This window comes from Aquabacterium sp., from assembly GCF_044226965.1.
In the GTDB taxonomy this organism is placed as follows: domain Bacteria; phylum Pseudomonadota; class Gammaproteobacteria; order Burkholderiales; family Burkholderiaceae_C; genus Pseudaquabacterium.
The window spans coordinates 13,404-38,017 of the sequence record NZ_JBGAGA010000048.1 but is presented as its reverse complement, the minus strand read 5'-3'; the positions used below and the strand labels follow the sequence as shown (position 1 = coordinate 38,017).

Genomic DNA, 24,614 nt, shown 5'->3' with positions numbered 1-24,614 from the left:
ATCATCACGCCCCCATGTTCGATGTCCGAGGCGGGCCTTGTGGCGCCGCCCCTGCGTCAGCCGCATGAAGCTCTGGCGCCGCCTTCTCCTCTTCGTCCTGTTGCTCGCCGTCTCCGCCGCCGCGGCCGCCTGGTGGTGGCTGAGCCGTCCGCTGCCGCTGGCCACGCCGACCGTCGAACTCTCCATCGAGGCCGGCAGCACGCCGCGCGATGTGGCCCAGGCCTGGGTGCAGGCCGGGGTGCAGACCGACGGCTGGCTGCTGTACCAATGGTTCCGCTGGTCCGGCCAGGCCCGCCGCATCCGCGCCGGCAGCTACGAGCTGGAGCCGGGCATCACGCCGCGCAGCCTGCTGGCGAAGATGGTGCAGGGCGACGAAGCCTTCGAGCGCGTGCGCCTGATCGAGGGCTGGACCTTCCGCCAGTTCCGCGCCGCGCTGGCCAAGGCCCCGAACCTGAAGCCGGTGAGCGCGGCGCTGGACGATGCGCAGCTGATGGCGCGGCTCGGCCTGCCGGGCGTCTCGCCGGAAGGCCGCTTCTTCCCGGACACCTACGTCTACAGCCGAGGGGTCAGCGACATCACCGTGCTCAAGCGCGCGCAGACCATGATGCAGCAGCGCCTGGCCGCGGTATGGGCCGAGCGCGCCGCCAACCTGGCGCTGAAGTCGGCCGATGAAGCGCTGATCCTGGCCTCGATCGTCGAGAAGGAAACCGGCCGCGGCGAAGACCGCGCGCGCATCGCCGGGGTGTTCCTGAACCGCCTGCGCATCGGCATGCCGCTGCAGACCGACCCTGCCGTGATCTACGGCCTGGGCGAAGCATTCGACGGCAACCTGCGCAAGCGCGACCTGCAGACGGACGGTCCGTTCAACACCTACCTGCGCCCGGGGCTGCCGCCCACGCCGATCGCGATGCCGGGCCTGGCGTCCCTGCGTGCCGCGGTGCGGCCCGAGCCCACCAAGGCCTTGTACTTCGTGGCCCGCGGCGATGGCAGCAGCGTGTTCAGCGAAGACCTGGCGGCGCACAATCGCGCGGTGAACACCTTTCAGCGCCAGGCCTCGGCGCGCAAGCCATGAGCGGCCGCTTCATCACCATCGAAGGCATCGACGGCGCCGGCAAGTCCTCGCACATCGCCGCCTTGGCGCACTGGCTGCGCCAGCACGAGGTCGAGGTGGTGCTAACGCGCGAACCGGGCGGCACGCCGCTGGCCGAGTCGTTGCGCGAGCTGTTCCTGCACCGGGAGATGGATGCCCTGACCGAGGCCTTGCTGGTCTTTGCCGCGCGGCGCGACCACCTGCAGCGCGTGATCGAACCCGCGCTGGCGCGCGGCGCCACGGTGGTCTGCGACCGTTTCACCGATGCCAGCTTCGCCTACCAGGGTGCCGGCCGCGGCTTCGATCTGGTGCAGCTGGCGCAACTGGAGCAATGGGTGCAGCAGGGCCGGCACCCGGACCTGACGCTGTGGTTCGACCTGCCGCCGTTGGTGGCCGCCCAGCGCCGCGCCGCCGCGCGCGATGCCGACCGGCTCGAGCGCGAGGACATCGCCTTCTTCGAGCGCGTGCGGGCCGGCTACGCCGCGCGGCGCGATGCCACGCCGCAGCGCTTTGCCCGCATCGACGCCGACCAGCCGCGCGAGATGGTGTGGCAGCAGATCGAAGCCGCGCTGGCCGCGCGGCGCTGGTGGTAGGGCGCCGAGCGCATGGCCACCGGCAAGCCGACTGAACCGATGCGCCTGGGCGTGGACGCGCCCGGCGCGCTGCCTTTGCCCTGGCTGGGTGCGCCGCTGGCCCAGGCGCGGGCGATGCAGCGATCGCATGCCTTGCTGCTGGCCGGGCCGGCGGGCGTCGGCCACCTCGAGTTCGCCGGCCTGCTGGCCCAGGCCTGGTTGTGTGAAGACCGCGAGCACCAGCCCTGCGGCCGCTGCGGCAGCTGCCACCTGGTGCGCCAGCGCACGCATCCCGACCTGATGGTCGTCGTGCCCGAGGCCTGGCGCGTGCAGCTGAACTGGCTGGGTGACGACGAAGGCAAGCCCGATGCCAAGCCCAGCCGCGACATCCGCGTCGAGCAGGTGCGCCAGGCCATCGACTGGTCGCACCAGACCAGCGGCCGCGGCCGTGGCAAGGCCCTGCTGCTGCATCCGGCCGATGCGTTGAACATGGCCGCCGCCAATGCGCTGCTGAAGACGCTCGAAGAGCCGCCGACCGGCCTGCGCCTGCTGCTGACCAGCACCGACCCCGAGCGACTGCTGCCCACCATCCGCAGCCGCTGCCAGCGCCTGCGCCTGCAGCTGCCCGAGCCGGCCGCGGCCGCTGCATGGCTGAACCGGCAGGGCCTGGGTGCCGATGCGCCGGCCTTGCTGGCGCTGGCCGGCGGCAGTCCGCTCGAAGCCCTGGCCTGGCGCGACGAAGGCATCACGGCCGCCTGGCTGGCCGACCTGCCCCTGCGCGTGGCACGTGGCGATGCGGCGCCCTTCAGCGGCCGGCCGCTGCCGCGGGTGATCGACCTGTTGCTGAAGCTGGCGCATGACCTGATGGCACAGGCCGGTGGCGGCGTGCCGCGGTTCTTCGAGGCGAGCCGCTGGCCCGCGCCGGTCGACCTGGCGGCCGCGGTGGCCTGGCAACATGCCTTGTTGCGCGCCGCGCGTCACGACGAGCACCCGTGGAATGCCGCGCTGCTGATCGAGAGCCTCGTGACGCAAGCCACGGCGATGTGGCCCGCCGCGCCGGCTGGCCCCGGCCCGCGCCAGGTGGCTTCGCTACACTCGGCCCGATGAGCATTTCGCCCCCCGCCCGTCCAGCCGGAGCTGCCGCGCCCGCCGCGGCGGCCGGTGCGCGGCCCAGCGTCATCCAGCTGGTGTTCCGCGAGAAGGGTGCGCTGTACGCCGCCTACATCCCGCTGCTCAGCGATGGCGGCCTGTTCGTGCCGACCACGCGCGAGTACAAGCTCGGCGAGGACATCTACCTGCTGCTGTCGCTGCCCGACGACCCGCAGCGCTACCCGGTGGCGGGCAAGGTGGCCTGGATCACGCCGGCCAATGCCTCGGGCGGCCGCACGCAGGGCGTGGGCGTGCGCTTCCCGGCCGACGAGAAGACCCGGCTGCTGAAGCTGAAGATCGAGGAGATCCTCGGCACTTCGATCTCGTCGTCCAAGCCGACTCAGACCGTCTGATACCGCGGGCTCGCAGGCGCCGGCTATGCTCGGCGCATGTACGTCGATTCCCACTGTCACCTGACATTCCCTGAATTGCAGGGCCGCATCGAGGCCGTCCGCGCCGAGATGGCCGCTGCGCGTGTCGACCGCGCGCTGGTGATCTGCACCACGCTCGAAGAGTTCGCCAGCGTGCACGCGCTGGCCTTGCGCTACGACAACTTCTGGGCCTCCGCCGGCGTGCACCCGGACAACGAAGGCGTGGAAGAGCCCACGCTCGAGCGACTGCTGGCGCTGGCGCGCGAGCCCCGGGTGGTCGCCATCGGCGAGACCGGGCTGGACTACTACCGGCTCAATGGCCGCAGCGTGGCGGACATGGCCTGGCAGCGCGAGCGCTTCCGCGTGCACATCCGCGCTGCGCGGGCGAGCCAGCTGCCGCTCGTGATCCACACCCGCAGCGCTTCGGCCGACACGCTGGACATCCTGCGCGAAGAGCAGGGCGGCGCGGCCGCTGGCGGTCCGGGCGGCGTGTTCCACTGCTTCACCGAGACCGCCGAGGTGGCCCGCGCCGCGCTCGACCTCGGCTTCATGATCTCGTTCTCGGGCATCCTCACCTTCCGCAATGCCGAGGACCTGCGCGAGGTGGCGCGCTTCGTGCCGCTGGACCGCTGCCTGATCGAGACCGACAGCCCCTACCTCGCGCCCGTGCCCTACCGCGGCAAGACCAACTCGCCGGCCTATGTGCCGCATGTGGCCGCGCAGGTGGCACAGGTCAAGGGCCTGTCGGTCGAGCAGGTGGCCGAGGCGACGAGCCGCAACTTCGAGCGCCTGTTCAGGCTGCCGCAACCGGAGACCACCCCATGATCAAGCACTGGCTCGCCGGCGCCGCGCTGGCCGCGTCGATCGCCCTGCCGCTGGCCGCTCACGCTGGCGCCTATGAGGACTTCTTCAAGGCCGTCTCGGTCGACGATGCCGGCAGCGTGCAGGCGCTGCTGCAGCGCGGCTTCGACCCCAATTCTCGCGACGAGAAGGGCCAGGTGCCGCTGTACCTGAGCCTGCGCGAAGGCTCGTTCAAGGTGGCGGCCGTGCTGCTGCAGTCGCCGCAGACGCAGGTGGACACGGCCAACGAGTCCGGCGAGACGCCGCTGATGATGGCGGCGCTGAAAGGCCAGGCCGACTGGGCCAGGCGACTGGTCGAGCGCGGCGCACAGGTCAACCGCAGCGGCTGGACGCCCTTGCACTACGCCGCCACAGGTCCGGACAAGGCGCTGGTGGCCTGGCTGATCGAGCGGGGCGCTGCGCTCGATGCCCGCTCGCCCAACGGCACCACGCCGCTGATGATGGCCGCGCGCTATGGCGACCAGGATTCGGCCGAACTGCTGCTGGCCAAGGGGGCGGATGCCAGGCTGCGCAACGAGAAGAACCTCAGCGCGGCCGATTTCGCGCGCCTGGCCGGGCGCGACAAACTTGGCGAAAAGCTCGAGCAGGCGATGCGCTGACCGCTTGTCAGCGGAAATCTGACACGCATCACGGACCAGCGCCGACTAACACATTCCTGGCGAAGCTTCTACAGTGGCATCACCCACTGCCCAGGAGCCTCGCCATGACGACCCTGAACGCCGCTGCCAACAATCCGTTTGCCCTGTTGCTGGACCCGCAAACGGTGCTCGCCAGCGTTGAACGTTCCGAGCGCCTGGTGCGCCTGCACAGCCGCATCTGCCGCCCGCTGGACAAGCCGGCGCTGCAGAACGCCAATGCCAAGCAGCCGGCGACGCGCGACGCGTTTGATCGCGAGGTCGACGACGCGCCCGACGAGCTGAACTGATCCCTTTCCCTGATCTCCGCCGGTGGCGGAGCATGCCAAGATCCCGGCATGCTCGACCAACCGCCGCTGGCGCACTACTTCGGCCCTGACCACGAAGCCTTCCGCGCCACGCTGCGCGAGTTCGTCGGTCGCGAGATCACTCCCCACGTCGACGCGTGGGACGAGGCCGGCACCTTCCCGCTTTCTCTGTACCAGCGCGCCGCGGCCATCGGCGCCACAGGCATCGGCTTCGAAGAAGTCCATGGCGGCACGCCGGCCGACACCTTCTTCAAGATCGTGCTGGCCGAGGAGTACTCGCGCTGCGGCGCCGGCGGCGTGGTGGCCTCGCTCGGCTCGCACACCATCGGGCTGCCACCCGTCGCGCACGGCGGCAGCGCGGCCCTGCAGGAGCGCGTGATCCCGCCGGTGCTGCGAGGCGAGAAGATCTCCGCCCTGGCGGTCACCGAGCCCTCCGGCGGCTCGGATGTCGCCGCGATCCGGACCCGGGCCGTGCGCGATGGCGACCATTACCTGGTCAGCGGCGAGAAGACCTTCATCACCTCCGGCCTGCGCGCCGACTTCCTGACCGTCGCGGTGCGCACCGATCCGGCCAGCCAGGGCGCCAACGGCCTGTCGGTACTGGTGATCGATGGCGACACGCCGGGCCTGACCCGTACGGCGCTGAAGAAGATGGGCTGGTGGGCCAGCGACACGGCCCACCTGCACTTCGACCGCTGCCGCGTGCCCGCTGCCAACCTGGTCGGCGAGGAACACCAGGGGTTCAAGATCCTGATGCGCAACTTCAACACCGAACGCTTGTTCATGGCCGCGCAGGCCTACACCTTCGCGCAGGTCTGCCTCGACGAAGCGCTGGCCTGGGCGCACGAGCGCCGAACCTTCGGCCTGCCGCTGTCCGAGCGCCAGGTGGTGCGCCACAAGCTGGTGGACATGGCGCTGAAGATCGATGCCGCGCGCACGCTGGTCTACGAACTGGCCTACCGCATCGAGCACCGGCTGGCCGAGCCGCAGCAGCTGGTCGCGCGGATTGCCATGGCCAAGGTGCTGGCCACCCAGGCGATGCAGTTCTGCGCCGACCAGGCGGTGCAGTTGCTGGGGGGCATGGGCTTCATGCGCGGCACGAAGAGCGAGCGCATCTACCGCGAGGTGAAGGTCATGATGATCGGCGGCGGCTCGGAAGAGATCATGAAGGACCTGGCGGCGCGGCAGCTGGGCATCTGATCGCCTCCCCGGGGCGGAACACGACGCCTGCGCCTGCCCGCGCGAGATCCGCCATGCCGGCTTGAGCACCGTCAAGCGGGGTACGGCAGGACCCCCACGCCGTGGACAACTGTCGGCCCATCGCCGTGCTTATTCTGATTTCCACGCTCAGTTCTGATCGCAGGATGTCGATACCCACACATCGACATGCCGTCGAGCGAGGTTGCCCCATGCGCCTGAACCAACCCGTGACCCAGCGTGAGCACGAATTGCCGGACGGCGCGACGCTGATGTCCACCACCGACGTGCACAGCCACGTCACCTACGCCAACGACGCCTTCGTTGCGGCCAGCGGCTTTCCGCGTGAGCAGATCGCCGGCCAGCCGCACAACTTCATCCGCCATCCGGACATGCCGCGCGAGGCTTTCGCCGACATGTGGGCCACGCTGAAGGGCGGCGAGCCGTGGACGGCGCTGGTGAAGAACCGGCGCGCCAACGGCGACCACTACTGGGTGCGAGCCAACGCGGTGCCGGTGGTGCGCGACGGCAGCACGGTGGGCTACCTCTCGGTGCGCACCAAGCCCGGCCGAGACGAGGTGGCAGGCGCCGAAGCGCTGTACCGCGAGCTGCGTGAAGGCCCCGCCGGCGGCCGCCGCCTGCACAAGGGGCTTGTGATCGCCGGCGGGCTGCGGGGCCGGCTGACGAACTGGCGCAAGACCATGTCGGTGCGCGGCCGGATACGGCTGACGATCGCGGGCGTGTTCGCGCTCGTCGCCGGCTGCGGCCTTGCGCTGGCGGCCGGCAGCACCGGCGCGACACAGCTCGCCGCCATCGGCGCCACGGGGGCTGTCGTCGCCATGGTGCTGTCGGCCTTGCTGGAACGCCAGATCGCGCGGCCGCTGGAGCAACTGCGCGCGCAGGCGCTGGCGGTGGCCACCGGGGCGAGCCGCGAAGTGCCGCTCATGGATCGCGTCGACGAGATCGGCGTGACGCTGCGCGCGGTCAGCCAGCTCGGGCTGATGTTCCGCTGGCTGATCGACGACGTCAGGACGCAGGTGGCGGCGGTGCACACGGCGGCCACCGAGATCGCGCAGGGCAACCACGATCTGAGCGCGCGCACCGAGCAGGCCGCGGCGAGCGTGGAGCAAACGGCTGCGTCGATGGAACAGATGATGGCGTCGGTCCGCACCAACGCCGAGACGGTCGGCGAAGCCGACCGCCTGTTCGGCAGCGCCAGTGCCGCCGCTGGTCGCGGCGGCGACGCCGTGCAGCAGGTGGTCGCGACGATGGGCGAGATCTCCGACAGCGCGCGCCGCATCGCGGACATCAACGGCACCATCGACGGCATCGCGTTCCAGACCAACATCCTTGCGCTCAATGCCGCGGTGGAGGCGGCGCGCGCAGGCGAGGCCGGCCGCGGTTTCGCCGTGGTCGCCGGCGAGGTGCGGGCACTGGCGCAGCGCAGCGCGCAGGCCGCGCGCGAGATCAAGGCGCTGATCGGCACCAGTGTCGACAAGGTCGATGCTGGCAGCCGGCTGGTCGACGACGCCGGCCGCACGATGCAGGACATCGTCGCGCAGGTGGGGCGCGTGTCGTCGCTGATCGGGCACATCGGCGCCGCCACGCGTGAGCAGAGCGAGGGCATCGCGCAGGTCGGCCAGGCCGTGGGCCACCTGGACCAGGTGACGCAGCAGAATGCCGCACTGGTGGAGGAGAGCGCTGCCGCGTCGCAGAGCCTGCAGCAGCGCGCCGAACGGCTGGCCGAGGCCATCGACGTCTTTCGCTGAGCGCTTGCTGTGGCAAGCTTGGGCCCACCGCTCAGCCCGCACTGAAGCGGCCGATCGTCGTGCCGAGCCACACCCAGGGCTGGCCGGCCTCGTCTGCTTTGAGGATGTAAGCGACCGTAGGCCGCTTTAGGGTCGCGCGCCAAAGGGGGACGAGACATGAAGCGCCCGAACGTGCACGGCGCCGCCTTGGCGGGCACCACGAACCTGGCCCTGATGGCGCCCGTGCGCGAAGGGCTGGCCGAAGGTTTTGAACCCGTGAGCTACCTCGAGCGGCTGCGTCGCCTGCTCGAGGCCATGCACACCAGCCGCCGCAACGCGCGCGAATCCGAGCTGCGCGGCAGCGTGTTCCCGGACCCGATCGGGCGCCACGGGATCATCACGCATTTCCGCTACGCGCTGGTCCCGCCCGGGCTCGTCGAAGCCGGGCGCTGGCACCTGTCGCTCAACGTCGGCTTCGACGGCGGCTGGGAACCCTACATGCGCGTGATCTACCGCGACATCGGCCCGCTGCTCGACGCGCTGCTGGTGCACTGCGAGGGCTACCCCGGATCGCGCCAGACCGATTTCGACAGCTACTGCCGCTGGGTGCGTGCGCACGAGCAGGATGGCGGCATCTTCTACACCGATTCACCGGCGACGCTGGCCGACCAGCGCTACCTGGCCAAGGTGGAGGCGCTGGCGCGAGCCGATGCGAACGCAGACCGCGCCATCGCTCACCATGCCGAGCTGGCCGACCGGCAGGCCTGGCGGGACGCGGTGGAGAAGGCTGCGCAGGCAGCGGGCAGCGCGTTGCCGCTGCACCTGCGCACGCTCAAGGGCCTGTACCGCCTGACCGGGTTCTGGTCCGGTGCGGAAGGCGATGTGCTGCTCCGCTTTGCGCGGCTGGTGCTGGCAGGGCTGCGCGAGGTGATGGCGCGACCCGACCTGCAGCAGAACCCCGAATGGCAGCTGATTGCCGGGCGCGTGGTGCCGGACGAACTGGCGTGGCTGGCGCGCGAGCCCGCCGAGCCTGCGGCCGACGAGCGCGCTGACTGGGACGATGCCCAGCTGCAGGCCGTGCTGCGCGCCGATCAGCCCTCCGCAACGCACGGGGCGCTCGTGCTGCTGCGCGTGAGCGACCCTTCGGCCGCCATTGCGCACCTGTCGTCGCTCGCACCCCATTGCGCGGCCCCTGCCGCGGCCGAGGATGTGGTGCGTTATCACGTCGGATTCACCCATTCGGGGCTGCTGGCGCTCGGGCTGCACCCGGAGCGGGTCGATCGCCTGCCGCCCGAGTTCCACGACGGCATGGAAGCGCGGGCCGGCATCCTGGGCGACGTGCGGGGCAATCACCCGGACCACTGGCTTCGTCCGCTGCGCGCGGGGAGCGACCCTGCCCGCGAGGACCGCATCGACCTCTCCGTGGTGCACGTGGCCGTCATGCTGCGCACGATCGACACGGACAATGCCGATCATCGCCTGCACCCCCTGGTCGCCCAGGAAGTGGCCGCGCTGGCCCGGCCGGAAACCGGGCTGGTGGTGCTGGCCATTGAATCCACCCGCAGCCGCACCGCCACGCCCGGAGGACGCGAGCACTTCAACTTCGTCGATGGCATCAGCCAGCCGATCGTGCGGCCGCAGGGGGACCCGGATCCGGCCCGGCATCAGGTTCGCCCTGGCGAACTGGTGCTGGGTTTCGCCAACGATCGCGGCGACAAGGCATGGCCGGCGGGGGCCGACCCGCTGCTGGACCGGGGCAGCTTCCTCGCAGTGCGCAAGCTGCGCCAACGCACCGACCACCTCGACGCGGTGATGGCGAGCCTCTTTCCCGCTGACCCGGCTGCGCGCGAGGCCCTGCGCGCCCGCATGATGGGCCGCTGGCAGAACGGTGACCCGCTGGTGCCCGCCGGTGCCGGTGGCAACAACGATTTCGACTTCCAGGGACCGCAGGGCGCGACGGGCCCGCAGTGTCCCTTCGCCTCGCACATCCGCCGCGCCCATCCGCGCGACGGCCGCGACGCGATGCCGCGGATCCTGCGCCGCGGCATGTCCTATGGTCCCGCGACCGACGAAGCGCAGGCGCAGAGCGACCGCGGCACCCTGTTCATGGCCTACTGCGCCAGCCTGGCCGAGCAGTACGAGACGGTGCAGCGCTGGGTGAGTGGTGGCAACAGCACCGGTGTGAGCTCGACCCAGGACGACCCGTTCCTCGGCGTGCCGCGCGTGGGCGAACCGCGGATCTTCCGGTGGGTTGACGCGCAAGGCCGGCCCCAACGCGCCGACCTGGGCGACAAGGCCTTCGTCGAGCTGCAATGGGGCCTGTACCTGTTCGTGCCTTCTCTTGACGCACTGGCGCAGCTGGCCCGCTTCCGCAGCGCGCCGGGCCCGGACGACGCCCCCGCGGCACAGCGGCAGTCCGAGCTCGACCGCTGGCGCGCGCTGCTGGAAGACCGTACCAACGGCAGGCAGACCTGGCAGAAAGTCCGCGCGCAGGGCGGCACGATGGAGGTTGCGAGCTATGGCCGCCTGGTCGGCGGTGCGGTCGATGTGCTCGACGCGCTGGCCGACGAGGCCTGCGCGACCGTCTCGGTGCGCGGCTTCGGCGACAGGATGCGCCAGACCATCGGTCTCAACCACCTGGGGCAGGACCCTGCCGAAGGCCATTCGGAGGTCGGCCCCCGCGTCAACGGCGTGATCGCGAGCGTTGACGAGGCCACGGCCTTCAACCTGGCCCTGGCCGTCACGCACAGGGTGCTGGGTGCACTGATCCAGCTGGCCGGGCAGGGCAGCTTTGCGCTACGCCACCCCGACGGCCGGCTGCGCGTGCCGGTCGACCTGATGACCTTGTCGGAGCTGGTGATCGGCAAGCTGGGCCAACTCTGGTTCGGCCTGCCGGACGACGATGCGCCCGATGGCCGCAAACTGGCCACCGGTGGCCGGCTGCCCGCGGCCGGGCATGCGGGCGTGCCGCGCTGCCCGGGCGACATCATCGGCCCCTCGCGCGCCATCTTCAATGCGCAGCCGCGCGCCTTCGTGGCCCAGGAAGGGCAGTTGCACGGGCCGGCAGTGCTGCAGGCCGTGCGCCAGCGGCTCGCGGCCGGCCTGCCGCAGGGCACCGGCCTGCTGACGCAGCCGATCCTGGCGCAGCTGGCACCGTTGCTGAAGACCCATGGGGCCGACCTGCCCGAGCGCGAGGTCGCCGGCCTGCTGCTCGGCTTTGCGCCGACGATCCACGGCAACTTCCTCAACGTGATGAAGCTCTGGATCGAGGGGGACAGGCTGTGGACGCTGCAGCAGGCGCTGGCGGACCACACCGCGGATGAAGCGCCGACGGCGGCCGAGGCCAGCAAGGCGCTGCGAGCGGCATTGATCGAGGCGATGGAGCGCGAGCCCGTGCCGCCGGCGGTATGGCGCACGCGCGTCGTCGACGGTGCCCCGGCGACCGATGCATCGCCCGTGGTGCTGGGCCTGGCCTCCGCGATCGAGGAGCTCGCGCCGGCTGCCTGCGCGGCGCCGACGCGCGAGGCCCTGCTGTTCGGCGGCGACTACTTCGCGCCCAAGGACTCCGATCGCTGGGGCGTGCACGCCTGCCCAGGCGCACGCATGGGCGTGGGCGTGATGCTGGGCATGGCCGCGGCGGTGCTGAACGCCGGTACGCTGCGGCCCACGGGTTCGCCGGTGCTGCTGATGCTGACGCCCAAGCAGCCCGCTGCGCCCGCAGCGCCACCCGAAGCGGTCTAGAGCCGGTCGCGCAGGGCCTGCGCCGCTACCAGGTGTCCTTCCATCCCCATCGCGTCGAAGGCCTGCATCGCGGCCGACAGCGGGACCCGAGCACCCGCCGCATCGCCGGCCGCGGCGGCCAGTTCCGCCTCGCACAGCTGGGTCACCGCGCGCTCGTGCGCCGACTGGCGCCGCGCGGCCACGCGATGCGCCGCGGCCAGGTGCCGGGCGGCCGCGGCAGGCTGACCCGCGGCATGGGCGGCCCGCGCCATGGCACGCCAGGCCATGGCCAGGCCAACGCAATCGCCCAATCGCGCCCGCTGCAGCGCCAGCGCGGTGTGCCGGCGGCATGCGTGCGGATCGCCCAGTGCCTGCAGTCCCTCGGCCAGCCAGCCGTGGTTGAGCGAGCGGAACAAGCCGTTGTCACGCGGTAGCAGCCAGTCCGTGACCTCGACGATCCCGGCCACGGCCTCACGCGTGCCATCGAGGCGCCAGGCAGCATAGCCGTCGATCGCTCGCGCGATCGACAGCTGCCACAGGCTGCGCGTGGCTTCGGCCACCCGGGCGGATTCGGCCGCCGCTTCACGCGCCGCGCGCCAGCGGCCCTGCCACAGCAGCACCGCCCCGCGCCAGCCCTGGATGCTGGCGACGATCTGGTGCATCGGGTCGACCAGGCAGTCCAGCGCTTCGTCGAAGCAGGCCGCCGCGGCCGCAAAGCTGCCGCGGTCGCCCAGCACGACACCCCGGCAGACCAGCGAATAGGCCAGGCCGACATTGGTGCGGCGCCCGCTGCGGTGGCGGCGCTTGACTGCGATGGCGCGCTCCAGCAGTTCTAACGCGCGATCGTAGCGGCCAGCGGCGGTGCAGGCCTCCCCCAGCGAAGCCACCACCTGGAACGCCAGCGGCTCGTCGCCGGCCTGCTCGGCCTCGGCCAGCGCACGTTCGCCCTGCACGATGGCCGTGCGTGCCTCGCCCAGCGCGTAGTTCACGCAGCCCAGCCAGTGGCGGGCGCGGGCGATGCGGGCTGGGTCGCCCCAGCGCTCGACCAGGGCCAGCGCGCGCTCGGCCAGGCCGATCTGGGACCGCTCGGGGTCGAACATGCACACCATGCACAGGCGCTCGACGATGTCGGCCCAGCGCAAGGCGGCGTCGCCTTCGAGCTCGCCGCGGTCCAGCGCCGCCAGCGCGGTGCGGTAATGGCTGCGGGCGCGGTCCAGCGCCGACACGGCCAGCGCGTGGTCGCCCGCGCGCTCCGCGTACTGGGCTTCCAGCACCGGGTCGCCACCGGCGCCGAAATGCAGCGCCAGGGCCTCGACGTCTTCGGGGACACCGTCCCGCGCCGCGTGCTGCATCAGCGCCACCGCCACGCGCAGGTGCAGCAGCTGCCGCTGCAGCAGACCGATGGAGGCGTACACCACGTCACGCGTGACGCCATGCTTGAAGCGCAGCGTGCCTGCGCGTTCACCGGGGAACAGGAAGTCCTGCTCGGCGAGTTCGCGCACGCGCGGGCTGTGCTCGCTGATGCCGGTGATGCGCGCCAGCAGCCAGGCCGGTACCACGTTGCCGATGACCGCGGCCGTGCGCACCAGGTCAGCCAGGGTCGCGCCGAGATCCTGCACGCGCGACTCGATCAGCTGGTTCAGCCAGCCGGCGCGGCTGGGCGGCGGTGCCAGCCGGCCTCGGTCGCCGCGCGCCGCGGAATGGCACAGCTCCTCGATGAACAGCGGAATGCCACCGGCGTCGGCGCAGATCTGCGCCACGACGAAGGGGTCCGCACCCGGCAGCTGCGCGGCCACCGCTTCGGCGGCCGTGGCGGCGGGCAAGGGGGCCAGCGCCAGCGTCGTGACGCCGGGCGTCGGGGCCGCGTCGGCGCCGGCCAGGCGCCGCGTCAGCACGATCAGCAGCGGTGCGCCGCTGACGCGCTGCTGCACCGCGGCCAGCACCTGGCGCGAGGCGTCGTCGGCCCATTGCCAGTCGTCGATGAAGGCGACCAGGGGCTGCTCGCGCGCCAGCGCGAGCAAGCGCTCGGGCCAGTCGCGCAGGCTGCCCGGCAGCTCGACGCTGCCCAGCGACTGCAGCATCTCGCGGAAGGGCTGCAGCGGCGCACCGCCACCGCTGTCGCAGCCGCCGCGCAGCACCCGGCAACCGTGCTGGCGTGCATGGCCGAGGAATTCCTCGACCAGCCGGGTCTTGCCGATGCCCGGCGGTCCGGCCACCTCGATGCCGGCCGGATAGCCGTGCAAGGTGTCGTTCAAGGACTGTTCGAGGCGGGCCAGCTCCTGCTGGCGTCCCAGCAGCGGCGCGCTCGGGCGGCTGCGCACCTCGGTGCGCGCGCTCTCTTCGCCCTGGGCGTCGATGCGGTAGACCAGGATCGGCGCCTCGCGCCCCTTCACCGAGATCATGCTCGGCGCGCCGGCGCGGAAGAAGCGCCGTGCCGGGCCCAGTGTTTCCTCGCTGACGACGATTTCGTGCGGGCCGGCGGCATCCGACAGGCGCGCGGCGATGTTCGGCACCATACCCATCAGCTCGAAGCGGCCGCGCTCGATGTCGCCGGTGCCGATCAGCACCAGCCCGGCGTGGATGCCGGTGTGCAGTTGCAGGCTGAAGCCGGGCGGCAGCGGCGGCGCCATCCGGCGCACCTGCTCGTGCAATGCCAGCGCGGCTTCTACCGCGCGCCGGCCATCGTCCTCGCGCGTGACGGGGTGGCCGAACATGGCCAGCAGCCCATCGCCCTGCACCCGCACAATGGTGCCGCCCCAGCGCGGCACCGTCTGCTGGTAGGCCTTGCGCAGCGCGGCCAGCAGCTTGGCGTATTCCTCGGCCTCCATCGCGCCGGACAGTGCGGTGGAGCCGGAAAGGTCGGAGAACAGCAGCGTGACGTAGCGCCGCGTGCCGTCCGGCGCCGGCGCGGCGCTGTCGGGTGTGCCCGGCTCTGATGGTTCGGTTCTGGCGGCTTCGGACATCCAGGTTCGCTGCGAATCCCGGACGCAATGATCGCATCAAGCCAGCGGACGGCCGCACCGCCCGCGGCCGCCCGGACGACGGGCCGCAGCGCCATCAGAACCAGACCCAGATGCGGCGGACCCAGCGGGGAATGCGCTCGGGCGCGGGGCGGTACAGGTAGCGAAGTTCGGGATGGCGCATCGGAATCTCCAGCGATACGGATACTGTACGAACATCCAGTATCCGGCGCAAGCACCGGTGCCGAGGTCGGGTGTTCGCGCTGCTCAACAATCGCGCAGCACAACCCGAGGACCTCACGACCATGCAACTGCCCACCGATGCCGAATTCCAGACCGCCCTGGCCACGCGCCGCGCCGTGGTCGGCGACGCCTACGTGCAGAAAGCGCTCGACAGCGCCAGCGACTTCACCGCGCCGCTGCAGGAACTGGTCACCCGCCATGCGTGGGGCAGCACCTGGCAGCGCAGCGGCATCGACCTGAAGACGCGCAGCATCGTCACCGTCTCGATGCTGGTCGCGCTGGGTCGGACCCACGAACTGAAGATCCACGTGCGTGGCGCGATCAACAACGGCGTCACGGTTGCCGAGCTCCAGGAGATCTTCCTGCATGCCAGCGTGTATTGCGGCTTTCCCGCCGCGCTGGATGCGTTCAGGGCGGCGGCCGAGGTCATCGAGCCTGCAGCCCCGGCGCGCTGACCTGCCGGGCGCTGCGGCCCTCAGGTGGCGTCAGCCACGGCCTTGGCCAGCAAATGCGCGTCGGCACAGGGCAGGGCCATGTAGCGCGCGCCCATTGCCTGGGCCAGGGCCTGCGCCTGCGGCGGCAGCGAGGTGTCCAGCAGCAGGGCAGCGCAGCCACCCTGGCGCCACAGGCGGGCGGCGGCCAGGGCGTCGGCCTGGGCCTGCGGGCGGCCCGGCTGGCCTTGCCGACCCACGTTGGCCCGCCCATCGGTGATCAGCACCAGCAGGGGCCGATAGCCCTGGCGGACAGCGGCATCGGCCAGCGCGCGCGCGGCGTCGATGCCCGCGGCCAGGGGGGTGCCGCCACCGCCCGGCAGTTCCGCCAGGCAGCGCTTGGCGCGCACCAGCGAACGGGTCGGGCTCAGCAGCACCTGCGCACTCGTGCCGCGGAAGGCCAGCAGGGCCACCTTGTCGCGCCGCACGTAGCAGTCCGCCAGCAGCAGTTCCACCGCGCCCTTGGCTTCGGCCAGCCTGCGCATCGCTTGCGAGCCGGACGCGTCCACGGCGAACAGCGTGAGGGTCTGGCGCGGCTGCGCATAGCGGCGCCAGCGGAAGTCCTCGCGCCTGACCTGCACGGCCAGCGCCGAGGCCGGGCCCGTTGTCGACCGTCGCAATGCCTGCCAGGGTGCCGCCGCGCGCAGCGTCTGCACCAGGTCCAGCCGCGCGCCGGCACGCGGCTCGCCAGGCTGCACGCCCAGTGGACGACCACGGCTGCCCGTGCGCTGGGCGGGAGCCCCCCGCCCGGTACCGGTGGCCGGGGTCCGTGACGCGGCCGTCGACCGCGTGCCGCCGGCCAACAGGCTGGCCAGCAGGTCCGCCGGCAGGCGCGCGGCAGCCGCCTGCAGCAACTGCTCGGCGCAGGCGGCGGGGTGTTCAGCGGCGCTCGCCTCAGCCAGCGGCGGATCCTCGGCGGCGGCATCAGGGCCGGACGTCTGCGGCGGCGGTTCTGGCGATGATTCCGCCGGTGGTTCAGGCGATGCTTCCGGAGGCGGTTCGGCATCGGCCGGCACCGCCTGCATGGGGGCCGGCCGCGGGCACTGGCAGGCGCGTGGACCCAGCACCAGCCGGGCCGCGAGCGCCGCGTCGTCGGTGGACACGGTGGCCGCGCCGCGCAGCGCGCAGGCCGCGCAGGCAACGCGCCAGGCCAGCCAGGGTGCCCGCAGGCTGTGCACCCCCAGGCGCGTGGCGGCTTCGCACAAGGCGGCCACCAGGTCGGCGTCGAAGGGAATGTCGGTCACGCGCTGGCGCGCTGCCGCCACCGCGTCGGCAGACCAGGCCGGCAGCGCCGGGGCTGGCGCGGCCGCTGCATCGGGGGCCAGATGGATCGCCAGCCGGTCGGTCAGCGCCGCGGGCAGCCGCTCGTCCGCTGTCTCGCCTTCGTCGAAGGCCACCACGCCCAGGCGCGTTGGCGCTCGTTCGGTCACGCCCTCGCGTTCAAGGGCCACCTCGCCGCTGTCCAGCGCCGCCGCGATGCGGGCGGCCAGCGTCGCGGGCAGGCGTTCGGCCATGGCCAGCACCAGCAGTCCGCCATGGGCTTCGCGCAGCAGGCCCCAGCGAACGACCGGCGTTCTCCGCTGGAGCGTCGCGGCCAGATCGAGTCCGCCCAGCAGGGCCTCGTCACCAATGTGCGCCGGCACGCGGCGAAGCGGTGCACCTGTCGGCTGCAGGGTGCGCAACTGGGCCAGCCACTGGTCGCGTGCGAGGCTGGCCGGCCCGCGCCACAGCACGCCGCCCAGGCCGACGGGGTCGACCGCCAGCAGGGCCGCTGCCCAGGCGGTGTCCGGAAGCGTGGCCGCAGGCCGGGCCACCGCACCGGAGGCCGGGGCCGGCGGCGGCGATGCCGGTGCGGTGCGCGCTGGCGCGGCGGCGGGCAGGCTGCCGGTCGCGGGTCGCGCGCAGAGCTCGATCATCACGCTGCCCGCATCCCGCGCTAATGCGCGAAGACCTCGGCCACGGCACGTTCGACGCGTTCGCTCGAACCGCTCTCGTCGAGCGGATCGCGGCGCAGGCGGTGACGCAAGGCCGGCGCCGCAATGCGCTGCAGGTGCGCCGGCGTCACTTCGTCGTCGTTCTGCAGCGCGGCCAGCGCGCGGGCCGCGCGCATCAGCGTCAGTTCGCCGCGCAGGCCATCGGTGCCGAGCTGCAGGCACAGGCTGGCGGCCTGGGCCAGCGTTGCATCGGGCACCGTCAGCTCGGCCAATCGCGCCCGTGCCGCCACCACGCGGTGGCGCACGCGGATGTCCTCCTTCTGCCAGTGCGAGACGAAGGCTTCGGGCTGGCGCTCGTAGGCATCGCGGCGCTTGATGATCTCCACGCGTTCGGCCAGGTCGGTCGGCGTCTTCACTTCCACCGACAGGCCGAAGCGGTCCAGCAGCTGCGGCCGCAGCTCGCCTTCCTCCGGATTGCCGCTGCCGATCAGCACGAAGCGGGCGGGGTGCCGCACCGAGAGGCCCTCGCGCTCGACCACGTTCTCGCCCGAGGCGGCCACGTCGATCAGCAGGTCGACCAGGTGGTCCTCGAGCAGGTTCACTTCGTCGATGTACAGGAAGCCGCGGTGCGCGCGCGCCAGCAGCCCCGGCTCGAAGGCCCGCACGCCTTGCGTCAGGGCGCGCTCGAGGTCGAGCGAACCCACCACGCGGTCTTCTGTCGCGCCCAGCGGCAGATCGACCACCGGCACCGGCACGTTGCGACTGCGGGCGCTGCCGCCGGCCTTGCGCTCGCGGCAGTGCTCGCAGGCGCCGCGATCGGACGGATCACAGCCGAAGCGGCAGTCGGCCGTCGCGCGCATCGGCGGCAGCAGCGCAGCCAGCCCGCGCACCGCGGTGGACTTGCCGGTGCCGCGGTCGCCGAAGACCAGCACACCGCCGATCGCCGGCTCGATCGCGGCGATCAGGATCGCGAGCTTCATCTCGTCCTGGCCAACGATCGCTGAAAACGGGTAGGCGGTGCCCATGGCCCGGCCTCAGGGCTTCTTCACGAAGGCGCTGCACCAGCCGGTGGCGGCGACCAGCTTGTTCTGGAAGATGGGGCAGGGCCCGTTGGCCGCGCCGGCCTTGCCCTGGTACAGCTGGCAGGCGCCGCAGTGCTGGCCGGCCGCGTACTTCGGGTATTTGGCCTTGTCCACCTTGGTGGCGTCGGTCTGGTAGCCGAGCGCCGTGGCTTGGCTGTCCTTGGGGTCGAGCGCCACGGGCTGCGCCAGCGTGCTGCCGGTGCCGCCAGCGGCGATCAGCGGAATCCAGGTGATGAAGTTGCGACGTGTGGACATGGGGCACCTCGTGGGTTGTCAGGACGGAAGGGATCTGCGGCGCGGCCATCGGCGCCAAAGGTCGGTGGCATGGGCCAGGCCGGCTGCCGCCAGCCACCCAGCACAGGGCAGCGTGCCGCCGCCGCCCAGCACGCTGCGCAAGGCCAGCAGCAGGCACAAGCCCGCGGCCAGGTTCGCGAGCAGGTCGGCCGCCGCCGGGCCGCGGCCGCTGCGGACGCGCCAGGCGATCAGCGCCAGGCCCTCCAGCAGCATCACCACGATCACGGCATCGACCAGCCAGGACATGGGAATCGGGGGCAGGGCGACCATCAGGGCTCGATCACGGTGTCAGGCGCTGCCGGCGGCTGCGCCGAAAGGCCCGTTGAGCCGCACCACCGCGGCATTCAGCGTCGCGGCGAAGCTGACCCACACCAGGTAAGGCAGCAGCAGCCAGGCCGCGAGCCGGCTGTGGCGCAAGACCAGCACCACCAGCAGCAGGATCGACAGCCACAGGGCGCCGACTTCGAGCAGGGCCCAGTCTGGCCGCCGCAGGCGGAAGAAGAGCAGGCTCCACAGCACGTTCAGGCAGCCATTGGCCGCGAAGGCGGCCAGCAACCCGAGGCGGGCGGCATCGTGCCGGGGCTCGCGCAGGCGCAGCCAGGCCAGGGCACCGGCCGCGGCGGTGCAGGCATAGATGAAGGTCCAGGCGGGGCCGAACCAGGCGTCCGGCGGCTTCCACGGCGGCTGGCGCAGCCCGGCGTACCAGGCGCCGATGTCGGTCGACAGCCCGCCCAACACCGCCACCGTCAGCGCCGCGAGCGCGGCGACGAGCACGGCGCGCCGGCGCAGGGCCGCCACGCGGGGTTCACTCATGCATGCACCAGGCCCAGCAGGTGGGCCAGGTCCTTGAAGAAGATGCGCACGTGGGCCCAGGGCCGGGCCCGCACCAGGCGCTTGTGCATGTAGGCCTCGAAGGTGAGCTGCTGCACGTCGCGATCGCGGCAGATGCCGACGAAGCGCTCGCGCCGGCGGTCGCTGGCGTACCAGAAGCGCTGCATCATGCCCAGCACCCAAAAGACGCGGCCATGGGCGGCCATGAAACGCTGGCGGGCCCGGCGCAGCGCGCGGGCATCGCCGGTGCGCAGCGCCTGGGCCGCGGCCTGGGCGGCGAAGCGGCCGCTGGCCATCGCGTAATAGATGCCTTCGCCCGAGGCCGGTGCGACGACGCCGGCAGCGTCGCCCGCCAGCAACACGTCGCGGCCGTTGTCCCAGCGCGGCAGCGGCTTCAGCGGAATCGGCGCGCCCTCGCGGCGCAGCGTCTGGGCGCCGTCGAGCGCCACGCTCGCGCGCAGCGCCGCCACGGCCGTGCGTAGCGAGAAGCCCTTGTCGGCACTGCCGCTGCCCACGCTGACGGTGTCGCCGTGCGGGAACACCCAGCCGTAGAAGTCGGGCGACAGGCTGCCACGGTAGTGGACCTCGCAGCGCGAGCCCTCGAAACCGGCGGGCGGCGCTGTCGGCGTGCGCAGGATCTCGTGGTACGCGAACACGAAGCGGCCGCGTTCGGCACCCGGGATGGCCTCCCGTGCCACCGCCGAGCGGGCACCATCGGCGCCGATCACCAATCGCGCGGTGACCTGATGCTCGGCCGGCTGTGCCGCAGGCGCCGCCTCTTCGGTGTAGTGCACGACCAGTTGCCCGGACGCTTCTCGTGACAGCCGTTCGTAGCGGCCGGTGGCGCGCACCGCACCGGCTTCGGCAGCACGGGCGCGCAGGAATTCGTCGAAGGGTGCACGGTCGACCATGCCGACGAAGCCACCTTCGATCGGGATGTCCACCTGCCGCTGGCTCGGCGCGACCATGCGGGCGGCGGTGGCATGGGCCACCAGCAGCGAGGCCGGGATCTCGAACTCCTCGATCAGGCGCGGCGGGATCGCGCCGCCGCAGGGCTTGATGCGGCCGGCGCGGTCCAGCAGCAGCACGCGCAGGCCGGCACGGGCCAGGTCGGTGGCGGCGGTGGCGCCTGCCGGCCCGCCGCCCACCACCACGATGTCGTAGCTGTCCATGGGGCTCCTCATCCGGCAGCGGTGAGCAGGGGCGGGGCCGCGGTGGCCGGCCCGGGCCGCACCGCCAGGGCGAGGCGGGCCGAGACGACGAACAGCAGCGCCTCGAGCGCAAAGACGGTGGCGTAGGCGGCACCGGGTTGGCCGATCAGCCAGCGGCAGAGGTCTGCCGCGCCTGTGCCGACCAGTCCGCCGAGCGCGAAGGCGATGGCCTGCGCGGCGCCCCACAGGCCCATGCGCGTGCCTTCGCGTGCGCTGCGGCCTTCGGCGGCAAGCCGCATCATCGAGCCGATCGCGGCGATCGAGAAGACGCCGTTGGCCGCACCCATCAGCCAGACGTTGAGCTTGAACGGCCATGCCGGCCCGACCAGGCCCGCCAGCGTCAGGCCCGCCAGCGCCACGGCCGAAGCGCTGCAGCCGCCCACCGTCCAGGCCCGCAGCGAGCCCAGGCTGCGGCCGCGGAAGCGGCGCCCGGCCAGCGCCGCGAGCAGCATGCCCACCAGCACGCCGCCATGCTGCACGCCGGACAGCGAGGTGGATTGCCCGGGTGTGTAGCCCAGCACGCTGCCCGCGAAGGGTTCGAGGATCAGGTCCTGCGCGCTGAACGCCAGCATCGAGACGAAGACGAACACCGTGAAGCGCCGCGCATCGGGCTCGTGCCACACCTGGCGCAGCGCGGTCCGGAAGGGCACCGCCGTCGGCCGGTCGGCCGGGTGGGCCGGCACGGCAGACGGTGGCCCCTCCAGCCCCACCAGCGCCGCCAGCGCGACGGCCAGCGCGGCAGCGCAGACCACCGTGGCGACCAGCACCAGGCGCTGCGGGCCGAAGGGATCGAGCCAGCGCCCGGCCAGGCCGGCGGTGACGGCAAAACCCACGATCATCATCAGCCACACCAGCGTGGCGGCGCCGGCGCGGCGTTCCGGGGCCACCCGCTTGGCCAGCAGCACGAGCAGGTTGGTGCCGCTGGCCGAGACGCCCAGCCCGATCAGCACGAAGGCCAGCACCGCCAGCGTGATGCCGGCGCCGCGCTGCGTGCCCATCCAGGCGGTGGCCAGCGCGGCGAGCACGCCGCCCAGCGCCAGCACGGCCATGCCAGACGCGATCCACGGTGTGCGGCGGCCGCCGGCATCCGAGCCATGGCCCACGCGCGGACGCGACAGCTGCACCGCATAGTGCAGGGCCACCAGCAGGCCGGGCAGCAGTGCCGGCAGGGCCAGCTCGACCACCATCACCCGGTTCAGCGTGGAGGTGGTGAGCACGACGATCGCCCCGATCGCCGCCTGCACCAGGCCCACGCGGGCAATGTGCCCCCAGCCGAAGTGCGCGCCGGCCACCTCAGGCCCCCGCCGCCGCGCGCAGCGCGAAAGCACTCACCAGCATGCCGGCGACGAACAGCGGAACGCCGAAACCGCTGTACCAGCGGGCCTGCGCCACCGGATCGGCCAGCAGGCGGCGCATCATCAGCAGCTGGGCCAGCACCAGGCCGGCCACGGCCAGCGCATGGCCGCTCATCTGCCAGGTCAGCAGCAACGCCACCACGACGAGCTGGGGCGCGATCATCATCGCGCAGGCGGTGCGGGCGGCGCCCGTGATGCCCAGTTGCACCGGCAGCGAGCGGATGCCCATGCGCCGGTCGCCCTCGATCGCCTTGAAGTCGTTCAGCGTCATGATGCCGTGGGCGCCGACGCTGTAGAGCAAGGCCAGCCCGAGCGAGCGTGGATGCGGCCAGCTGCCCAGCGCCATGATCGCGGCACCGGTCAGCCAGGCCAGGCCCTCGTAGCACAGCGCGCAGGCGCTGTTGCCCCACCAGCCATTGCGCTTCAGGCGCAGCGGCGGCGCGCTGTAGGCCCAGCCCAGCAGCAGGCCGAGCACGGCGGCGCCCAGGGCCAGCGGACCCAGCTGCGACGCGATGGTGATCGACAGGGCGGCCCACGCCCATGCGATGTACAGGCCCCACTGCCCCGGCATGCGCCCCGAAGGAATCGGGCGCTGCGGCTCGTTGATGGCATCGACCTCGCGGTCGAACCAGTCGTTGACCGCCTGGCTGCTGGCACAGACCAGCGGCCCTGCCAGCAGCACGCCGGCCGCCACCAGCGGCCAGCGCCCCTGCACCGGCATGCCGGAGGCCACCACGCCACAGCCGAAGGCCCACATCGGCGGAAACCAGGTCACGGGCTTGAGCAGTTCGGCCATGGCCGACAGCGTCGGGCGATTCATGGCGGAAATCTTTGACTTTGCCGCCGAATATGTCAATACTGGTTTACACAACAAGTCGTCAACATGAACACAGCCCATCCTTCCGTGCTCCGTGACGTCCAGACCGCGTCGGCCGCGCGGTCACTGCGCTGGCGCCGCCTGGGCGAGTCCGGCGGCCGCTGGCTGCGCAGGGTCGGGCCGAAGCTGCTGGCCGCGCTCTCGCCTGGCTACCTGTGGCACGGCGGCGGCTGGACGCCTTGAGCACCTTGCAAGCGTCTGGGGCGCGGCAGCGCTCGTGCGCGCGGCGCGCCCCGCGGGTCAGGCCGCCGGGGTGGCGGCGCCGTCGGCGCTGGTGCTGCCCAGCTCGCCGAGACCGTAGCGCCGCAGCTTGACGTACAGGCTCTGGCGCGACAGGCCCAGCATCTCGGCCGCCGAGGCGCGGTTGTCGCGCGTCAGCGAGAGCGCCGCCTCGATGCACATGCGCTCGATCATGTCGGTGGTCTCGCTGACGATGTCCTTCATCGGCACCCGGCCGACCAGTTCGGCCAGGTGGGCGATGGCTGGCGGCAGGTCGCGCGCGGCGCGGGCGTCGTTGTCGAGGCGCCGCTCCACATCGCGGATGGTGAAGCCCATGCAGGGCAGCTCGCCCTGCAGGGCCGCCACTGCCGAGATCTCGACCTTCAGCGCCAGGCCGAATTCGGCCAGCAAGGTGGTGGGAAACAGCCGCACCACGCCATGCTGCTTGAGCGTGCCCATCAGCACGTTGAGGTCCACGCCCGAGCGGCCGAGCCAGCGGTCCAGCGACTGGCCGACCAGCGCCTCGCCGGAGGGCAGCTGCACCAGCTCGGCAAACGTGGTGTTGGCGGTGAGCACCCGTCCCTGCGGATCGGTGACGACGAAGGCGTCCGGCATGCGGTCGACGGCGAGCAGCAGCGCGGCGCTGGCCTGGCCGCGCTCGGCCGCGCGGCCCGTCGGCGCTGCCACCAGCCGCACCAGCAGCAGGGTGCCGTTGTCCTGGCGCACCAGCGACGCGCCGAGGGTGAGTTCCGGGCCGTCGGCCGACAGGCGCACGCGCAGGTCCTCGCTGCGGCCGGTGCTGCGCACGCTGGCCAGGGCCCCGGCGGCGGCCGATCGGCAATCGGCCTCCAGGGCCTCCAGCAGGCTCTTGCCCACCCAGCGCCGCCCGCCGTCGCCCAGAAGGCGCTGGGCCGCGGGATTGGCTTCCAGCACCGACAGGCTGGTGGCATCGGCCAGCAGCACGGCCTCGGTGACGCTCTCGAACAGCAGCCGGTAGCGGGCCTCGGTCTGCCGCAGGCGAAGGTAGTCGCGTTCCAGGGCCTGCTGGGCATCGACCAGCCGCTGCTGCAGCGCCGAGACGGCCCGCAGGTCGCGCCCGACCGCCACCACCCGGCCCTCATGGCCGACGCGCAGCGCCGCGTACAGCACGGGAATGTCCGGTCCGCCGGTCACCGGATGGTTCACCTGCCGCCATTGGCGTTCGGCACCGGCTGCGGTCGCGTCCCGCAGCAGCGCCAGCACCTTGGGCCGGCTTTCGACGGTCACCGTCTCGAGCCAATGGCGCCCGACCCAGTCGGCGCTGCCCTCGAAGACCAGTTCGTCACGCGCGATGGACACGTCGCAGATGACGCCTTGGTTGTCGATCACCAGCGCCACATCGGCTGCGGCGCAGATCAGCGCAGCCGCCGACCGCGCATCGATGTCGGCCAGCAACTGCTCGGGGGCATCGAACTGATTCACCGCGA

Annotated in this window: 22 protein-coding genes; 12 read left to right on the top strand and 10 right to left on the bottom strand. The window is 72.3% G+C overall.

The annotated features are described in order from the left end of the window. Positions 1-64: 64 nt before the first annotated feature. The 10 genes from mltG (at position 65) to ACILR4_RS19585 (ending at position 11,672) form a co-directional block, all read left to right on the top strand. The gene (gene mltG, locus ACILR4_RS19630; protein ID WP_395702562.1) at positions 65-1,072 is read left to right on the top strand and encodes an endolytic transglycosylase MltG; all 1,008 of its coding nucleotides are present in this window, start codon (positions 65-67) and stop codon (positions 1,070-1,072) included. After that, positions 1,069-1,683 carry a dTMP kinase gene (tmk, locus tag ACILR4_RS19625; RefSeq protein WP_395702561.1) on the top strand — a complete coding sequence of 205 codons (615 nt, stop codon included), beginning with the start codon at positions 1,069-1,071 and terminating at the stop codon, positions 1,681-1,683. Before mltG ends, tmk begins: the two co-directional genes overlap by 4 nt. A gap of 12 nt (positions 1,684-1,695) precedes the next feature. Further along, on the top strand, positions 1,696-2,769 hold the full coding sequence (gene holB / locus ACILR4_RS19620; protein WP_395702560.1) for a DNA polymerase III subunit delta': 1,074 nt from the start codon (positions 1,696-1,698) through the stop codon (positions 2,767-2,769). Then, on the top strand, positions 2,766-3,164 hold the full coding sequence (locus ACILR4_RS19615; protein ID WP_395702559.1) for a PilZ domain-containing protein: 399 nt from the start codon (positions 2,766-2,768) through the stop codon (positions 3,162-3,164). The genes holB and ACILR4_RS19615 overlap by 4 nt, the downstream gene beginning before the upstream one ends. A gap of 36 nt (positions 3,165-3,200) precedes the next feature. Further along, the gene (locus tag ACILR4_RS19610; RefSeq protein WP_395702558.1) at positions 3,201-4,007 is read left to right on the top strand and encodes a TatD family hydrolase; all 807 of its coding nucleotides are present in this window, start codon (positions 3,201-3,203) and stop codon (positions 4,005-4,007) included. Further along, positions 4,004-4,642 (top strand): ankyrin repeat domain-containing protein, encoded by a 639-nt coding sequence (locus tag ACILR4_RS19605; RefSeq protein WP_395702557.1) that lies wholly within the window; start codon positions 4,004-4,006, stop codon positions 4,640-4,642. The genes ACILR4_RS19610 and ACILR4_RS19605 overlap by 4 nt, the downstream gene beginning before the upstream one ends. Positions 4,643-4,746: 104 nt before the next feature. Continuing rightward, complete coding sequence (locus tag ACILR4_RS19600) at positions 4,747-4,968, top strand: hypothetical protein (RefSeq protein ID WP_395702556.1); 222 nt, start codon at positions 4,747-4,749, stop codon at positions 4,966-4,968. A gap of 48 nt (positions 4,969-5,016) precedes the next feature. Next, positions 5,017-6,186 carry an acyl-CoA dehydrogenase family protein gene (locus ACILR4_RS19595; RefSeq protein ID WP_395702555.1) on the top strand — a complete coding sequence of 390 codons (1,170 nt, stop codon included), beginning with the start codon at positions 5,017-5,019 and terminating at the stop codon, positions 6,184-6,186. 209 nt (positions 6,187-6,395) lie between these two features. Continuing rightward, the gene (locus ACILR4_RS19590) at positions 6,396-7,952 is read left to right on the top strand and encodes a methyl-accepting chemotaxis protein (protein WP_395702554.1); all 1,557 of its coding nucleotides are present in this window, start codon (positions 6,396-6,398) and stop codon (positions 7,950-7,952) included. A 156-nt stretch (positions 7,953-8,108) separates the two neighbouring features. Next, positions 8,109-11,672 carry a Dyp-type peroxidase gene (locus ACILR4_RS19585; RefSeq protein ID WP_395702553.1) on the top strand — a complete coding sequence of 1,188 codons (3,564 nt, stop codon included), beginning with the start codon at positions 8,109-8,111 and terminating at the stop codon, positions 11,670-11,672. Here ACILR4_RS19585 and ACILR4_RS19580 read toward each other — a convergent pair. Next, positions 11,669-14,614: an ATP-binding protein gene (locus tag ACILR4_RS19580; RefSeq protein WP_395702552.1), complete on the bottom strand. Its 2,946-nt coding sequence runs from the start codon at positions 14,612-14,614 to the stop codon at positions 11,669-11,671. The two genes, ACILR4_RS19585 and ACILR4_RS19580, sit on opposite strands and share 4 nt — an antisense overlap. A gap of 302 nt (positions 14,615-14,916) precedes the next feature. Between ACILR4_RS19580 and ACILR4_RS19575 the strand changes: the two genes are divergently transcribed. Further along, a complete protein-coding gene (locus tag ACILR4_RS19575; protein WP_395702551.1) occupies positions 14,917-15,309 on the top strand; it encodes a carboxymuconolactone decarboxylase family protein in 393 nt (130 codons plus the stop codon). 20 nt (positions 15,310-15,329) lie between these two features. Here the strand turns inward: ACILR4_RS19575 and ACILR4_RS19570 are convergent, their stop codons facing one another. The 8 genes from ACILR4_RS19570 to chlG are packed head-to-tail and all read right to left on the bottom strand — an operon-like array spanning position 15,330 to position 22,908. Then, positions 15,330-17,261, bottom strand: coding sequence for a magnesium chelatase subunit D (locus ACILR4_RS19570; protein WP_395702550.1), 1,932 nt, complete (start codon positions 17,259-17,261; stop codon positions 15,330-15,332). A 20-nt stretch (positions 17,262-17,281) separates the two neighbouring features. Next, positions 17,282-18,304, bottom strand: a complete 1,023-nt coding sequence (bchI, locus tag ACILR4_RS19565; protein ID WP_395702549.1) for a magnesium chelatase ATPase subunit I — start codon at positions 18,302-18,304, stop codon at positions 17,282-17,284. Between the two features lie 9 nt (positions 18,305-18,313). Then, entirely contained in the window at positions 18,314-18,616 is a 303-nt protein-coding gene (locus tag ACILR4_RS19560) for a high-potential iron-sulfur protein (RefSeq protein WP_395702548.1), read from the bottom strand. Between the two features lie 18 nt (positions 18,617-18,634). After that, the gene (locus tag ACILR4_RS19555; protein WP_395702547.1) at positions 18,635-18,925 is read right to left on the bottom strand and encodes a hypothetical protein; all 291 of its coding nucleotides are present in this window, start codon (positions 18,923-18,925) and stop codon (positions 18,635-18,637) included. A gap of 18 nt (positions 18,926-18,943) precedes the next feature. Next, complete coding sequence (locus ACILR4_RS19550) at positions 18,944-19,468, bottom strand: TspO/MBR family protein (RefSeq protein WP_395702546.1); 525 nt, start codon at positions 19,466-19,468, stop codon at positions 18,944-18,946. Further along, positions 19,465-20,658 (bottom strand): geranylgeranyl diphosphate reductase, encoded by a 1,194-nt coding sequence (locus tag ACILR4_RS19545; protein ID WP_395702545.1) that lies wholly within the window; start codon positions 20,656-20,658, stop codon positions 19,465-19,467. Before ACILR4_RS19545 ends, ACILR4_RS19550 begins: the two co-directional genes overlap by 4 nt. An 8-nt stretch (positions 20,659-20,666) precedes the next feature. After that, a complete protein-coding gene (locus ACILR4_RS19540) occupies positions 20,667-21,989 on the bottom strand; it encodes a BCD family MFS transporter (RefSeq protein ID WP_395702544.1) in 1,323 nt (440 codons plus the stop codon). 1 nt (position 21,990) lies between these two features. Then, positions 21,991-22,908 (bottom strand): chlorophyll synthase ChlG, encoded by a 918-nt coding sequence (chlG, locus tag ACILR4_RS19535; protein WP_395702543.1) that lies wholly within the window; start codon positions 22,906-22,908, stop codon positions 21,991-21,993. Positions 22,909-22,956: 48 nt separating this feature from the next. Between chlG and ACILR4_RS19530 the strand changes: the two genes are divergently transcribed. After that, positions 22,957-23,112 carry a hypothetical protein gene (locus ACILR4_RS19530; RefSeq protein ID WP_395702542.1) on the top strand — a complete coding sequence of 52 codons (156 nt, stop codon included), beginning with the start codon at positions 22,957-22,959 and terminating at the stop codon, positions 23,110-23,112. 57 nt (positions 23,113-23,169) lie between these two features. Here the strand turns inward: ACILR4_RS19530 and ppsR are convergent, their stop codons facing one another. Beyond that, entirely contained in the window at positions 23,170-24,609 is a 1,440-nt protein-coding gene (gene ppsR, locus ACILR4_RS19525; RefSeq protein WP_395702541.1) for a transcriptional regulator PpsR, read from the bottom strand. Positions 24,610-24,614: the final 5 nt, after the last annotated feature.